Source organism: Arthrobacter sp. TJ-265, assembly GCF_058269135.1.
Genome location: NZ_JBZCND010000004.1, coordinates 212,732 through 225,819, shown reverse-complemented (window position 1 = coordinate 225,819; position 13,088 = coordinate 212,732). Strand labels below are relative to the sequence as shown.

13 protein-coding genes are annotated in these 13,088 nt (G+C 70.0%); 4 read left to right on the top strand and 9 right to left on the bottom strand.

Annotated features, from left to right (window positions below; all coding sequences use genetic code 11):
• Positions 1–5 precede the first annotated feature (5 nt).
• Positions 6–2,093 carry a sensor histidine kinase gene (locus AC4D2E_RS14945; RefSeq protein ID WP_490953114.1) on the bottom strand — a complete coding sequence of 696 codons (2,088 nt, stop codon included), beginning with the start codon at positions 2,091–2,093 and terminating at the stop codon, positions 6–8.
• Positions 2,094–2,228: 135 nt separating this feature from the next.
• Positions 2,229–3,035, bottom strand: coding sequence for a Rossmann-fold NAD(P)-binding domain-containing protein (locus AC4D2E_RS14940; protein ID WP_490953113.1), 807 nt, complete (start codon positions 3,033–3,035; stop codon positions 2,229–2,231).
• 81 nt (positions 3,036–3,116) lie between these two features.
• Between AC4D2E_RS14940 and AC4D2E_RS14935 the strand changes: the two genes are divergently transcribed.
• Positions 3,117–4,061, top strand: coding sequence for an AraC family transcriptional regulator (locus tag AC4D2E_RS14935; protein WP_490953112.1), 945 nt, complete (start codon positions 3,117–3,119; stop codon positions 4,059–4,061).
• A gap of 25 nt (positions 4,062–4,086) precedes the next feature.
• Here AC4D2E_RS14935 and AC4D2E_RS14930 read toward each other — a convergent pair whose 3' ends face one another.
• Positions 4,087–5,130 carry an NAD(P)-dependent alcohol dehydrogenase gene (locus tag AC4D2E_RS14930; protein ID WP_490953111.1) on the bottom strand — a complete coding sequence of 348 codons (1,044 nt, stop codon included), beginning with the start codon at positions 5,128–5,130 and terminating at the stop codon, positions 4,087–4,089.
• Positions 5,131–5,393: 263 nt separating this feature from the next.
• Here AC4D2E_RS14930 and AC4D2E_RS14925 point away from each other — a divergent pair, with 263 nt between their 5' ends.
• Positions 5,394–6,764, top strand: coding sequence for a dihydrolipoyl dehydrogenase family protein (locus AC4D2E_RS14925; RefSeq protein WP_490953110.1), 1,371 nt, complete (start codon positions 5,394–5,396; stop codon positions 6,762–6,764).
• A gap of 39 nt (positions 6,765–6,803) precedes the next feature.
• On the opposite strand, the gene AC4D2E_RS14920 is transcribed toward AC4D2E_RS14925, so the two are convergent.
• Positions 6,804–7,424 (bottom strand): GNAT family N-acetyltransferase, encoded by a 621-nt coding sequence (locus AC4D2E_RS14920; protein ID WP_490953109.1) that lies wholly within the window; start codon positions 7,422–7,424, stop codon positions 6,804–6,806.
• Positions 7,425–7,615: 191 nt separating this feature from the next.
• Here AC4D2E_RS14920 and AC4D2E_RS14915 point away from each other — a divergent pair, with 191 nt between their 5' ends.
• The gene (locus AC4D2E_RS14915; protein WP_490953108.1) at positions 7,616–7,912 is read left to right on the top strand and encodes a hypothetical protein; all 297 of its coding nucleotides are present in this window, start codon (positions 7,616–7,618) and stop codon (positions 7,910–7,912) included.
• A 95-nt stretch (positions 7,913–8,007) separates the two neighbouring features.
• A complete protein-coding gene (locus AC4D2E_RS14910; RefSeq protein ID WP_104168226.1) occupies positions 8,008–8,277 on the top strand; it encodes a DUF6480 family protein in 270 nt (89 codons plus the stop codon).
• 64 nt (positions 8,278–8,341) lie between these two features.
• Here AC4D2E_RS14910 and AC4D2E_RS14905 read toward each other — a convergent pair whose 3' ends face one another.
• From AC4D2E_RS14905 to AC4D2E_RS14885, 5 genes are all read right to left on the bottom strand, one after another.
• Positions 8,342–8,665 (bottom strand): PRC-barrel domain-containing protein, encoded by a 324-nt coding sequence (locus AC4D2E_RS14905; protein WP_490910197.1) that lies wholly within the window; start codon positions 8,663–8,665, stop codon positions 8,342–8,344.
• Positions 8,666–8,758: 93 nt separating this feature from the next.
• Entirely contained in the window at positions 8,759–9,814 is a 1,056-nt protein-coding gene (locus tag AC4D2E_RS14900; protein WP_490953107.1) for an iron-siderophore ABC transporter substrate-binding protein, read from the bottom strand.
• A gap of 102 nt (positions 9,815–9,916) precedes the next feature.
• Positions 9,917–10,339 carry a ChaB family protein gene (locus AC4D2E_RS14895; RefSeq protein ID WP_104167891.1) on the bottom strand — a complete coding sequence of 141 codons (423 nt, stop codon included), beginning with the start codon at positions 10,337–10,339 and terminating at the stop codon, positions 9,917–9,919.
• 96 nt (positions 10,340–10,435) lie between these two features.
• Positions 10,436–11,383: an ATP-grasp domain-containing protein gene (locus AC4D2E_RS14890; RefSeq protein WP_104168225.1), complete on the bottom strand. Its 948-nt coding sequence runs from the start codon at positions 11,381–11,383 to the stop codon at positions 10,436–10,438.
• A 141-nt stretch (positions 11,384–11,524) separates the two neighbouring features.
• Complete coding sequence (locus AC4D2E_RS14885; protein ID WP_490953106.1) at positions 11,525–12,934, bottom strand: MBL fold metallo-hydrolase; 1,410 nt, start codon at positions 12,932–12,934, stop codon at positions 11,525–11,527.
• Positions 12,935–13,088: the final 154 nt, after the last annotated feature.

The window sequence follows — 13,088 nt, the reverse complement described above, 5'->3', positions numbered from 1 at the left end:
GGGCCTCAGGGGGTGGAGACCCGCGGCCCCTCGGTGGCGGCGACGAGAGGGACGCCCTCCGGCAGCTGGTCCGGCACCCCGGGAAGGTCGACCGTGAATTCGGCGCCGCCCCCCTCGATGTTGCGGACCCTGATCGACCCGCCATGGCTCTCGGCGATCCTGCGGCAGATGGCCAGCCCCAGGCCGGTGCCCGTCGCCTGATTCAGCCCGTTCTCCGACCGGTGGAACTCCTCGAACACGCGCTCGAGGTCCCCACCCGGGATGCCGATGCCGTTGTCCCGCACGTGGACCTCGGTCCGGCCGGTCGAGGCGTCCATCGAGGTGTGGACAGCGACCTCGGCCGAACCGTCGGTCCGCCCGTACTTCATGGCGTTTCCGACGAGGTTCTCCATGAGCTGCAGGAAGAGCCGCTCGTCGGCATAGACCGGGTGCGACGCGTGGACGTCGAAGCGCACCTCGGGCAGGTGCGTCCCGGGCAGCGCGGTCCGCAGGTCGATGATGCCCTCGACGACGCGGCCGACGTCGATCCTGGAGGCAGTCAGCTTCTCCTCCTTCGCCAGGCTGTAGGCGAGGAGGTTGCGGATGAGGTTCCGCATGCGGAGGCTCGCCTGCTGCAGCCGCTCGATGCTCGCCTGCCGTTCCGAGAGCGGCAGCTCCGGGTCCTCGAGCATCTCGAGCCAGCCGTCGAAGACCGTCAGGGGTGTCAGGAGGTCGTGGGCGACGACGGACGCGAACCGGCCGAGGTCCCGCTGGTACGCCCGCTCGTCGGTGACGTTCCTCATCACGACGAGCGCCCCCCGTTCGCCGGGCAGTGGCATCGCGTCGACGGAGAGGTGCACGAGCTCGCCGGACCGGTGCACGAGATCCAGGTCCATCCGCTCCGTCGCCGATCCCTGGAGGGCCAACGTCAGCGGGTTGTCGGCATCCTCCAGCCGCGCCCCATCTGGCCAGGTGACTTCGTAGTCGCGCCGCCACACCTCACCGGGGCGGGCCGTCCCCGATCCGAGCCACCGCTCGCTCATGGCGTTCTGGAAGATCAGGCGACGGTCCGGTCCCGCGACGAGCACGCCGTCGTTCATGCGGCCGATCACGAGGTCGCGCAGGTCCGCCGCCGCCTTCGCCTCGGCGGTGGCGCGATACAGGCGGTCGATCAGGCGGCGCCGCTCGTCCATGCTGAGCGCCAGGACCGCGGAGAGTGAGAAGGCGATGAACATGAAGGACTGGGCCACGTAGGCGCCCGCGACAGGCGCCAGGTCCTGGAACGGGCCCAGGCCGGCCAGGGTGAAGAACACGAGGAAAGCCCCGCTCACCAGCCCGTGCAGCATGGCCCACCCGGTGCGCAACCGGAGCCCGGCCCACATGTGGGCGGGGATGGTGGTGTAGGCGATGGGCAGGGCCGACCCCGCACCGAAGGTGGCGACGTACAGCAGCACGGAGGCGACGACGAGCAGGGCGTATTCGGTGCGCCGGGCGACGGTGAGCGGTGTCGGGTGCTCCCCGCGGGCGCGGGCGGTGATGCTCGCTGCGGCGACGATCCCGAGGGATCCGATCGCGGTGAGCGACACCGCATGGCGGACGAGCCACGGGATGAAGGACGCGAACGGATCGGGGCCGCCCTCGAGCGCGACGCCGACGACGATGAAGAGGGCGCCGACGGAACACGCGCCGAGCGCCACCAGACCGAGGCGGAGATACTCCCCCACGGTCCGCACGGACACGGACGGCACCAGGCGCCGGAAGGAGTAGACGGCCACCGCGGTCTGGGCCACGCTCCCGAACGCGACGGCGAAGGCCAGCTGGGCGCTCAGGCCGGTGGCCAGGTTCACGGCAGCCAGGAGCGGCACGGTGGCGAGGAGGGCGACGGCGAGATCGCGCCGCGTGCGCGAGGCCCACAGCCCCCAAAGGAAATTGATCCCTGCGGCGGGCCAGACCAGTGCGAGGCTGGAGGATTCGAAGGTCGTGAAGCGTCCGAAGAGGGCGGCCGCCACGAGCATCGCGGCGAAGGCCGCATGCACGGCGACGGGAGACATCCGTGTCAGCCCCCCAGCGACCGTCAGCATCCGCCCCTCGTCCATCCCATCTCGTGCCGGCATCCTGCCTCCCGCGGTCGAGACCGGATCCCGCGGAGGCGGCCGGAAAAGCACCGCTGACGGACAGTGTACTTGCTACTTCCCCCGTCCTGCCCGCTCCCGCGCCTGCGGACGGGCTCGGAGCAGGAGCACGGCGGTTCACGACCAGGCCCCGGTCGCCGCCGTCGCCGCCGCGTAGGAGCCGAAGGATGCTGCAGGCCGGCCCAGGATCTGCTCGACGCCGGCCTCGAGGGAGGCATTGCGGCCGTCGAGGATGTCGGTGAAGAGGTGGGCGAGGAACTCCGCCTCCTCCGCGGGGATCCCGTCGTCGGCGAGGTCGGTGACGAACGACGCGACGTCGACCGCCTCGAACGTCACCGGTCGTCCGGAGGCGTCGGCGAGGACCTGCGCGGCCTGGGCGAAGGTCAGCAGTTCCGGACCGGACAGCTCGTAGGTGGCGTCCTCCGGGACGGCCCGGGTGAGGACCTGGACCGCCGCGTCGGCGACATCGTCCAGGTCCACGAATGCCTCAGGCACGTCGGGTGCCGGAAGCCGCAGTCGTCCCCGGCGGACGGGCCCCTTGAGGAAGTTCTCGGAGAAGTTCTGCTGGAACCAGGAACAGCGGAGGACGGTGGTGGGCACACCCGCTCCGCGCAGGGCCGTTTCGCTCGCGCGGGCTCCTTCCTCACCCCTGCCCGAGAGCAGGACGAGCCGTTCCAGGCCCTCCGCCGCGGCAAGTCGACCGAGCGCCGCCATCTTCTCCGGCACTCCGGGGAAGGCCAGGTCAGGGGCGAAGCAGACGTAGGCGGAGGTGGCGCCGGACAGGGCCTGCGGCCAGGTGTCGGATCTGTCCCAGTCGAAGCCCGTGTGACGGGAGGCGAGCCGCGTGGGCTCTCCGAGGGCAGTGAGGCGGTCATTGATGCGTGCGCCGGAGCGTCCTGCGCCGCCGAGGAGAAGAGTTGTCATGCATCCAGTGAACGGCCACGGCATCGGACGAAGAATGGGTGGGACTCCACAGATCCTTGGTGATCGTCTACCGTCGTGGCCATGGATCCGCTGACCCATTTCCTGGACGGCCCGCGCGCCGTGCGCGCGTTCGCGCTCGCCATGCACATGAGCGCACCCTGGGGGGTGGAGGTCCGCGACAACGCGGTGCTCACCGTCCTGGCCGTCACGTCGGGCGAGGCACGCGTGACGGGCGTGCTCCTCGAGGAAGGGGATGTCGCGCTCGTCCGCGGCCCCGAACCCTATGACGTGACCGACGCCGCCGGCAGCCCGCCCTCCATCGAGATCGGCCCCGGGCAGCAGTGCACCACCGTCGACGGACGGGATCTTCAGGAGGAGTTCCGTCGCGGGATCCGCCGCTGGGGCAATGCCACGGACGGGGGGACGGCACTCCTGGTCGGGACGTACGACCGACCGGATCAGGCCGGCGGGCTCGTGGCCCGCGCCCTGCCCCGACTCGCCGTCGTACGGCGTGACCGCGCCGATGCAGACATCGTCCGGCTGCTGGCCGGCGAGATCTCCCGGGAGGACCCCGCCGCCCAGGTCGTCGTCGACCGCCTCCTCGACGTCCTCGTCGTCAGCACCATGCGCCGCTGGTTCGACGGCGCGGACCGTCCGCCGAATCCCACCTGGTTCGCGGCCGACGACCCCGTGGTCAGGGCCGCCCTCGATCACCTGCATGCCGCGCCTGCGGCACCCTGGACCGTGGAGACCCTCGCTCGGCGGGTCAACACCTCGCGGGCCTCCCTCGCCGCCCGCTTCCGCACGAGCGTCGGGGAGCCCCCCATGGGCTATCTGACCCGCTGGCGCCTCACGCTTGCCGGCGATCTCCTGCAGACCCCGGGCGTCACCATCGCGCACGTCGCCCGCTCGGTCGGGTACACCGACGCCTACTCGTTCAGCACCGCGTTCAAGCGACACGTGGGAGTCACACCGTCCGAGTTCCGACGCCACCGTCCGGTCCTGGCGGGTGTCGAATGGTCCTGACGGAGCCTGCCGCCGAAGGTGCCGCCTAGCCCAGGGTGGCCGTGTCGATCACGAAGCGGTAGCGGACGTCGGAGGACAGGACGCGCTCGTAGGCCTCGTTGACGGCGTCGGCCGCGATGACCTCGACCTCGGGTGCGATGCCGTGGTCGGCGCAGAAGTCGAGCATCTCCTGGGTCTCGCGGATGCCGCCGATCCCCGATCCCGCGAAGGAGCGACGCTGGTTGAACAGCGTGAACACGTGCAGGGGAAGGGCATCGGCGGGAGCGCCCACGTTGACCATGGTCCCGTTCAGGCCGAGCAGCCCGAGGTGCGCGTCCAGGTCGATCTTGGCGCTGACGGTGTTGATGATCAGGTCGAAGGTGTTGGCCAGCTGCTTGAACGTGTCCGGGTCGCTCGTGGCGTAGTAGTGCTCGGCGCCGAACCGCTTGCCGTCCTCCTGCTTGCTGAGGCTCTGCGAGAGCACCGTCACCTCGGCGCCCATCGCGGAGGCGATCTTGACGGCCATGTGCCCGAGTCCGCCCATGCCGACGACCGCGACCTTCTTGCCCGGGCCCGCGTTCCAGTGGGAGAGCGGCGAGTAGGTCGTGATGCCCGCGCAGAGCAGGGGTGCGGCCGCTTCGAAGGGGATGCTCTCGGGCACCGTGAGGACGAAGTCCTCGTCGACGACGATGTGCGTCGAGTAGCCGCCCTGCGTGATCGAGCCGTCGCGGTCCACGGACGCGTAGGTCCCGATGTTGCCGTTGAGGCAGTACTGCTCCTCGCCCTGCAGGCAGTTCGCGCACTCACGGCAGGAATTCACCATGCAGCCGACACCCACGCGGTCGCCGACCTTGTGGCGGGTCGCCTCGCTGCCGGCCTCCTCGACGACGCCGACGATCTCGTGGCCGACCGTCAACGGGTACTGCTGGGGACCCCACTCGCCGCGCACCGTGTGGATGTCGGAGTGGCAGATCCCGGCATAGGCGATCTTGATCAGAACGTCCTTCGAGCCGACGTCGCGGCGCTCGATGGTCGTGGGGATGAGCGGGTCCGTGGCGGATGGCGCTGCGTAGGCCTTGACGGTCCTCATGGGGTTCCTCCTGGGAATCGGGGACACGGCCCGCAGGGTTGCGGGCCGGGAGTCTGGTGGCTGCCGCCCTGGCGGCAGGTGCGGGCCCTGCCTGCTTCGACACTGATGCGGGGGCGCCCGGAGGTGGGACAGTCATGGACGTCCTGACCGCTGCCCACTGTTCCAACGGTAAGGCGGATTGCCGACGAGTGGTGCATTGTGGCGCGGGTGACATCCGGTGGAGGATGGGACGAGCCACGGCGGACGACCTCAAGGAGCATTCCATGGACTACACGTTCGATGTCCTCGTCATCGGCGGTGGGCCCGCCGGAATGGCGGCCGCCACGCGCGCAGCCGAACTCGGGGCACGCACCGCCGTCGTCGAACGCTCCGCGCTCGGTGGGACCTGCGTGAACTCGGGGTGCGTCCCCACGCGCGTACTCGCCAAGACCGCGCGGCTGTTCCGTGAGGTCCGCACGGCGTACGACTACGGGATCGTCGTCGCCGAACCGTCCGTCGACTGGGACAAGACGGTGCAGCGGGTCCGAGCCACGGTGGCCCGGGTACTCGACGCCAAGGGCTACGGCCCCACCATGGAACGCCTCGCCATCGACCTCGTCGAGGGCGACGCCGAGCTCACGGGCGAGCACAGCGTCGTCGTCGACGGCCGGGAGATCACCGCCGCCGCGATCATCCTGTGCATCGGCGGCAGCGGCCGCCGCCTGCCGATCGAGGGCGCCGAACATGCCGTCCTGCCGCACGAGGTACTCGACCTCCCGAGCCTGCCCGGTACGGTCGCGATCATCGGCGGCGGACACACCGGTGCCCAGATGACCACCATCTTCGACGCCATGGGCTCGGACGTCCTCCTCCTCGACGTCGCACCGCGCATCCTGATGACGGAGGACGAGGACGTCGCGGACGTCGTCACCGCCAGCTTCCGGGGCAGGGGTATCCGGGTGGAGGCCGGCATCAGCGGTATCGACAGCATCCGCCGGGAGGAGGGCGGCCTCACGCTCACCTGGCAGCGCGATGAGGCACCGGAGTCCCTCACCGTGGACGCCGTCATCATGGCGGCCGGCTGGCCCGCGAACCTCGCCGGCCTGGGCCTCGACGCGGCGGGCGTCCGGACTGCCCGCTCCTTCATCCCGGTGGACGACTACCTGCGGTCCAACGTGCCGCACATCTTCGTGGCGGGCGATGCGAACGGCAGCAGCATGCTGGTGCAGGCCGCAGTCTTCGAGGGGGAGACCGCGGCCGAGAACGCCGTGATGGGCGCCATGCGGACCACACCGCACCATCTCCTGCCCGAAGGCGGGTTCACCGACCCCGACTATGCAGGGGTCGGGCTCACGGAGGCTCAGGCGAGGGAACGCGACACGGAATGCCACGCCGTCACGGTGCCCTACGCCGCCGTGGAGCGTCCCATCATCGACGACCGCGAGCAGGGCTTCCTCAAGCTCGTGATCGACCGGCGCCGCGAGCTGATTCTCGGCGCACACGCGGTGGGTGAGAACGCCGTCGAGGTCATCACCGCGGTGGCCGCCGCCATGGCGGCGGGCACCGACCTGGCGACGCTGGCCCGGGTGAAGTTCGCGTACCCCACGTACAGTGCCATCATCGGGCAGGCGGCCAGGGTCGGCCTCCACAGCTGACCTCCCGGCCCCGGTCGCTGCGGGGGACGCCGCCGGGCGTCAGGAGGTGCGGCCGAGCGTCAGGTACTGCGGATTCTGCCGCAGGAAGTCGCGGGCCGCGGCGCACCCCGCGACGAGGTCCAGTCGTCGCCTGTGGGCGCTCAGGACCGCGCGCCGCATCAGGACCCGGCCCACGCCGCGCTGTTCGAAGCCCGGCATCTCGACCAGGGCCTGCAGGGTCAGCCGGCCGCCGAGCATCGAGTAGTCGAGGTGGGCGGCGAGGCCTCCGTCCACGAACAGTTCGAACCGCGAGCCGAAGGCGGAGTCCTTGAAGACCGCCCTGGAGATCGCGGCGTCCCCGCGGGTGGCGACCAGGCGGGCCCGGCGGGCCCGGCGCTCGATCTCGTCGACCGCCGCCGCGTACCGTTCGACGGCCTGCTCCGGCGGGACGGCGGTGTCGAGCAGGCGGAACATCCTGTCCGCGAGACCGCGGAGACCGGCCAGGGACGCGGTGCCGACGTCGAATGCCGTGGCGTCCTCCATGCACTGCGCTTCGCGCTCCCGCGTGGTGGGAGGCACGACGGCGTCAGCGGCCGGGTCGTCGGGGACGGCCGGCACCGGCGGCAGGGCGATGCCACCGGCCGCGCTGGTGACATCGGGAACGGTCGAGGATTCTGTCATGGAAGATCCGATGATGGTCAGGAAGCCGAGGCCTGCTGCTAGACCGTGGCAGCACGCACGCTAGTCCATGCCACCCCCAGAACTCCGGGCCGGCCACCCCGTGCCGTCCACCATGACGCACTGCTACTGTTGCAGCCATCCACATTGCAAGGGCACTTGGTTCTTCAGGATCGGCAGGAATGGCGAGGGCGATGATCGACAAGAAATTCACCGTGACCGAGGAGTCGACGAGCAAGCATCCGCACGACTGGGGGCGCGCGATGGCGGTGGCCATCAGCCGCCTGACGGACCTTGCGCGCGAGGCCGGCGACCCGGTGCACGACGAGGCACTCATCGGAGAGGAACTCCAGCTCTTCGTGGCGGACACCGAGAACGGCGTGAACATCACCATGTCGTGGACTCCCGGGGAACAGGGCCCGCCTCCCGCCGAGACGCCCGCGCATCCGGCGGAAGGCATCGCCGAAGAGGACGGCGGATCCGGCCGGTAAGCGCAAGGGCGAGCCGACAGGAACGTCAGTAAGCAGACTGATGATCCTGTGCGTAGGGTGGAGTGGAGCAGCCGGCCAACTACGTGGAGGACAGCATGAGCGAACGAAAGAACCCCGATCCCTCGAATGCGGGGAACCCGGATCCGGACGAGATGAACCTGACGGGCCTCGAGCCCGGAGGCGGCGTCCCACCCGGCGAGACACCGCCGGGCGAAGCCAGCACCACGTGGCAGCAGCCGACCATCGAGAACAAGACCCAGTCCAAGACCGTCACCGGTCTTTGGATCGGAGTCATCGCCGTCGTCGTGCTCCTGGTCCTGCTGTTCATCGTCGGCAACATCATCGGGCTGTTCAACCTGACCTGAGCGGACTCGGACCGGCGAAGCCCCCGTCCGGTGGACGGGGGCTTCGCTAGTCCGGGACCGGGGATCAGGCCTCGGCGCCGTCGCGCAGACCGTAGTGGTCGATCAGGGCCGTCTCCTCCTCCGGCGAGAGCTCCACGCTGCTGTTGGCGCTGGGCGCGTCGGAGATCACCTTCTTCGTCCACGCGAGGTGGAGGTCGTCACCCTCGAAGCGCGAGTTCGCCAGGGGCACGTAGTGCTTGCGGGAGTTGAGCAGCCCGAGTGACACCGTGACCCAGGCGGGGATGCCCGATTCCTTCTCGAGGTGCACGTCGTTGACATCGCCGAGCTTCTTGCCCTTGCTGTCCCAGGCCGTGGCGGACTGGAGTTTCGTGATTTCGGCCTGAGCCATTGGGTGTTCCCTTCGGTGGAGGAGAGTCGGTTCGCTTCCCATTCCAGCCCAGATACCGCCCGGGGGCAATCGACGCGTGGAGCGAGGCTCCGCTCAGGCCTTGTCGGCGGCCTCACCGAGCAGGGGGAGGAAGCGCTCGAGGGCCCAGGGCAGGCTCAGCGGGTTGGCCGCGGAGATGGACAGCGTGAGCGTGTTGTCGCTGTCCGCCACCAAGGCCCCGCTCTCGACCGCGGGAATCTGCTTCAGCAGCGGATCGGCCGAGATCGCCTGCTCGGTGGCCTCGTCCGCGACCCAGGTCACGAAGAGGTCCGAGTCCAGCTCGTTCGCCCGCTCCGCCGACCACGGGATGAAGAATTCCGAGGAGTCCTTCGTGTTCTCCGTGACGACGTCGGCCTGGACCATGCCGAGCTCGGTCAGGAAGCGCGGGCGGTTGTCGTTGGCGGTGTAGATGCTGACGCCGTCGGCGGCGGCCGGCTCGAGGTTGCCGTAGATGAAGGTCTTGCCGGCCAGTTGCGGGTAGTCGGCGGCGGCGTCCGCGATGGCCCGCTCCGTGTCGGCCACGAGCTGCTCGGCGTCGTCGGACAGGCCCAGGGCCTCGCCGATGATGCGCGTGGAGTCCTGCCAGGCGGTGCCGTAGGGGACCTCCGGGTAGGCGACGACGGGGGCGATCTTGCTCAGGGTGTCGTAGTCCTCCTGGGAGAGCCCGGAGTACGCGGCGAGGATGACCTCGGGGTTCGTGGCGGCGATGTCGTCGAAGGCGATGCCGTCGGTCTCGGAGTACTGGACGGGGGCGTTCTCGGTGCCGATGGCGGCGTCGAGTTCCTCGAGCCGGGCATCCTTCCAGGGGGTCGACTGGTTCTCGTTGCCACCGTAGGTGTCGGCGGGCATCCCCACGGGCACGACGCCGAGCGCCAGGGACACGTCCGCGTTCACCCAGGACACCGTCGCCACCCGCTCGGGCCTCTCGGTGAGGGTGGTCTCGCCGAAGGCGTGCTCGATGGTCACCGGGAATCCCTCGGCAGCAGCGGACGCCCTGGCGCCGTCGGCTGCGCCGGATCGGCTGTCGGCCGGACCTGTGGAGCAGGCGGAGAGGGACAGGACGGCGACGGCGGCGGCGGCCACGAGGCTGCGCAGGCGGGTGGGGGCCATGAGGTTCCTTGACTTCTGTGGCCTCGAACGAGGCCGGGACGGGACAGAAGTAAGGCTAACCTAAGTTATGTCCTATTAAGAAATACTTTCGTTGCGTAATGGTCAGCCCTCGCGGGCCCTGCGGGTCTCGCGCTCGTTCGCCTTCTGGAGCGCCTCGACGAGCTCGGCCTTGGACATCGTGGACCGGCCCGGGACGTCGAGCTTCCTGGCCAGGGCGTAGAGATGCTCCTTCGACGACTTCGTGTCCACCCCGCCGGCCGTGCGCCCGCCGTCGGCGCGGTTGCCGGCGGCCTGCTCGTCGGAGGGGCCCTTCTCCTCCTTCGGCTCCCAGTGGTCGCCCACCTTCTCGAAGCCGTGCTTCAGGGAGGCGAAGGCCGTGCGGCGGGCCCGCTCGCCGTCGCCGTACTGCTCCTCCGCGGCGTCGAGGGTTGCAGCGAACGTGTCCTGCGCCTTCTCGTCGGAACGCTGGAGCGTGCTCGGGAGCGTCTCGGACTTGACCTTGCCGTCCTTCGTGAATCGGGACATTCCTGCATCCTTCCGGGTCGGGGCACCGCAGGGCGCGTACCAGCACGCTACCGCAGAGGGCCCGGCCGGAGGCGTCGTCGGGAAGCGACGACGGCGTCAGCCGAGCGTCGCGAGGTACCGGACCAGCTCGCGGGGTGCGGACTTCGGCGCCACCGCCTCCACCGCGGCGTTGTAGTTGGTGTTGGTGTTGACGTCGTAGGTGAGGACGCGTCCGTCCGCGGTCTCGATGAACTCGATGCCGCAGACCTCCAGGCCGTTGCGCCGCGCGAAGTCCTCGAACCGTCCGATCACGGGATGATCGAACCCCTCCCGGAGGCTGAAGAGCTGCTGGCCCGGCTCGGGCGCGATCGTGGCTCCCGGGGGCATGATCGGCCTGCCGGTCACCGGGTCGATCGCGCAGGCGTCCGCGGGGCAGAGCTGGAAGCCGCCGCGCGCCGTATCGGCCTTGATCGCGTAGACGAACCGCCCGCCCACGATCTCCGCGCGCGTGATGAACGGTTCGGCGGCCTGGATGTACTCCTGCACGAGCGTGATGCCGTCCTGGGGCTCCTCGAACCCGCTCGACCCCACGTACTCGGCGAGCTCCTCGTGGGAATCGAACTTCCGCACCCCGAGGCCCTTGCCGCCCTGGTTGTGCTTGACGATGAACGGCGTCGCGAAGCCCTGCGCCGCTTCGAGGATGCGGTCACGGCCGACGGCGGCGACCGTGCGCGGGGTGTCGATGCCGGCGGCCTTCAGGGCGGTCAGCTGGTCCACCTTGCTCATCTCGAGTTCGAGGACGCGGCGGCCGTTCACCGTGCGGCGCCCGTGGGCCTCGAGCCAGGAGAGGACGGACCGCGCGTAGTCCTTCGACAGGCCGTGGTCGCGCGTGTGGGCGGAGGCGCTGATGCGGGACCAGAAGATGCCCTCCGGCGGCACGGCATCGAGGTCCAGCACGCCGTCCGTGAGCAGCCACTCGACCACCTCGACACCCTCGGCTTCGAAGGCGCGGGCGAAGGGCGGGAACCACTCGGGGTTCTCGTGCAGGGCGTAGACCGTCGTCACGGGGTGGACCTCCTGGAGGAATCGATGGACCTGTCCGGATAACCGGTGGCCAGGGGCACCTATTCCTGCACTCCTTCCTGCACTCCGTGCGACTCGGACCCCGGCACGGGCCCGCCGGATGCTGACGGCCCGTGCGGGGGATCAGCGTGCGGACGTGGCTTCCCTGGTCTGCTGCCAGGCGGTCCAGGCTGCGTAGCTGCCGTCGAGTTCGACGACGTCGTACCCGGCCCGGCGGAGGGCACTGGCGGCGACCGAGTTCCTCAGTCCGCTCTGGCAGTAGGTGACGATGGTGCCGTCGGAGGGAAGTTCGTCGAGGTGCCACATCACCCGCCCGCCGTTGAGCTGGTGGGCTCCGGGGATGTGCCCGTTGGCGTGTTCGGTGCGGTTACGGACATCCAGCACCATGGCGGCGTCGGAACCCTCGAGCTCTGCGGGCTGGATCAGGGCGGGCGTGGTGAGGGGTAGTCCGTCGAGGCTGGTGACGTACCCGGCGACACGGTCGATACCGACGCGGACCAGGTGATCCCACAGTTCCTGGGCCTGGTCCTGGCCGGTGGCGAGCAGGACGAGCGGGTTCGTGTCCGTCTCGGGGTTGACGACCCAGGCGCCATGGGTGGCCGGGGTAGGGCTCGCGGGGATGTTGAGGGACTCCTCGACGGTCCCCGCGTGCACCTCGTCCGCGGTCCGGGTGTCGATGAACGTCAGCGTGTCCGCGGCGAGGCCGGCGGCGACCCGGTCGGCGTCGAGTTCGGCCAGCGGTGCGCGCTCCCCCATGACCGCGGGCCCGTCGCGGTTCTCGCGCTTCATCCGCCCGAAGTAGGCGTGGGCGTCGGGCTGACCGTCGAGGAGTTCGTCGATGAAGCCCTGCTCGTCGTCCGCGGCGAGGTAGGGGCCCCACCAGGAGTAGAGCCGCTCGTAACCGACGGTGGAGGACGGGATGGCGCCCAGGGCCTTGCCGCAGGCGCTGCCGGCACCGTGGGCGGGGTGGACCTGGACGTGGTCGGGCAGGGTCAGGAACTTCTCCTGCAGGCTACGGAACAGCTGCTTCGCCCCCTCGAAGCGGGTGTCGACGCCGCCCGCGGCCTCATCGAGGAGGTCGGGGCGGCCGAGGTCCCCGGAGAACACGAAGTCCCCCGAGAGCAGGTAGCCGGGCTTGTCGCTGAACGCGCCGTCGGTGACGAGGAAGGACAGGTGCTCGGGGGTGTGCCCGGGCGTGTGCACGGCCTGGATGCTGATGTTGCCGACGGTGATCGCGTCGCCGTCGAACAGTCGGGTGCCGTCGAAGGCGTACTGCCAGTCGGGTCCGCCTTCGCCGGAGACGTAGATCGCAGCCCCCGTCGCCGCCGCCAGTTCGCGGGTGCCCGAGAGGTAGTCCGCGTGGATGTGGGTCTCGGTGACGGCCACGATCCGCATGTTGTTCTTCGCGGCGAGGTCCTGGTAGACGGCGATGTCGCGGCGGCCGTCGACGACGACAGCCGTCCCGTTGGCCTGGCAGCCGATCAGGTAACCGGCCTGGGCGAGGTCCTCGTCGTAAATGCGTTCGATCAGCATCGGGTGCTCCTTCGGTTTGGATGGATTCCGATACCCCCTGGGGTATCTTGCTGATCTCCAGCGTAATACCCCTGGGGGTATACCGCAAAGCGTGGAGGTGCCTGCGGGGGGCATCGGGAGGAGGGCGCGTGACCGGGCCCGGGACGGGACGGGT

Coding starts and splice junctions, on each gene's coding strand:
- AC4D2E_RS14945 (WP_490953114.1), bottom strand. CDS start 2,093: ATGCCGGCACGAGATGGGATGGACGAGGGGCGGATGCTGACGGTCGCT.
- AC4D2E_RS14940 (WP_490953113.1), bottom strand. CDS start 3,035: ATGACAACTCTTCTCCTCGGCGGCGCAGGACGCTCCGGCGCACGCATC.
- AC4D2E_RS14935 (WP_490953112.1), top strand. CDS start 3,117: ATGGATCCGCTGACCCATTTCCTGGACGGCCCGCGCGCCGTGCGCGCG.
- AC4D2E_RS14930 (WP_490953111.1), bottom strand. CDS start 5,130: ATGAGGACCGTCAAGGCCTACGCAGCGCCATCCGCCACGGACCCGCTC.
- AC4D2E_RS14925 (WP_490953110.1), top strand. CDS start 5,394: ATGGACTACACGTTCGATGTCCTCGTCATCGGCGGTGGGCCCGCCGGA.
- AC4D2E_RS14920 (WP_490953109.1), bottom strand. CDS start 7,424: ATGACAGAATCCTCGACCGTTCCCGATGTCACCAGCGCGGCCGGTGGC.
- AC4D2E_RS14915 (WP_490953108.1), top strand. CDS start 7,616: ATGATCGACAAGAAATTCACCGTGACCGAGGAGTCGACGAGCAAGCAT.
- AC4D2E_RS14910 (WP_104168226.1), top strand. CDS start 8,008: ATGAGCGAACGAAAGAACCCCGATCCCTCGAATGCGGGGAACCCGGAT.
- AC4D2E_RS14905 (WP_490910197.1), bottom strand. CDS start 8,665: ATGGCTCAGGCCGAAATCACGAAACTCCAGTCCGCCACGGCCTGGGAC.
- AC4D2E_RS14900 (WP_490953107.1), bottom strand. CDS start 9,814: ATGGCCCCCACCCGCCTGCGCAGCCTCGTGGCCGCCGCCGCCGTCGCC.
- AC4D2E_RS14895 (WP_104167891.1), bottom strand. CDS start 10,339: ATGTCCCGATTCACGAAGGACGGCAAGGTCAAGTCCGAGACGCTCCCG.
- AC4D2E_RS14885 (WP_490953106.1), bottom strand. CDS start 12,934: ATGCTGATCGAACGCATTTACGACGAGGACCTCGCCCAGGCCGGTTAC.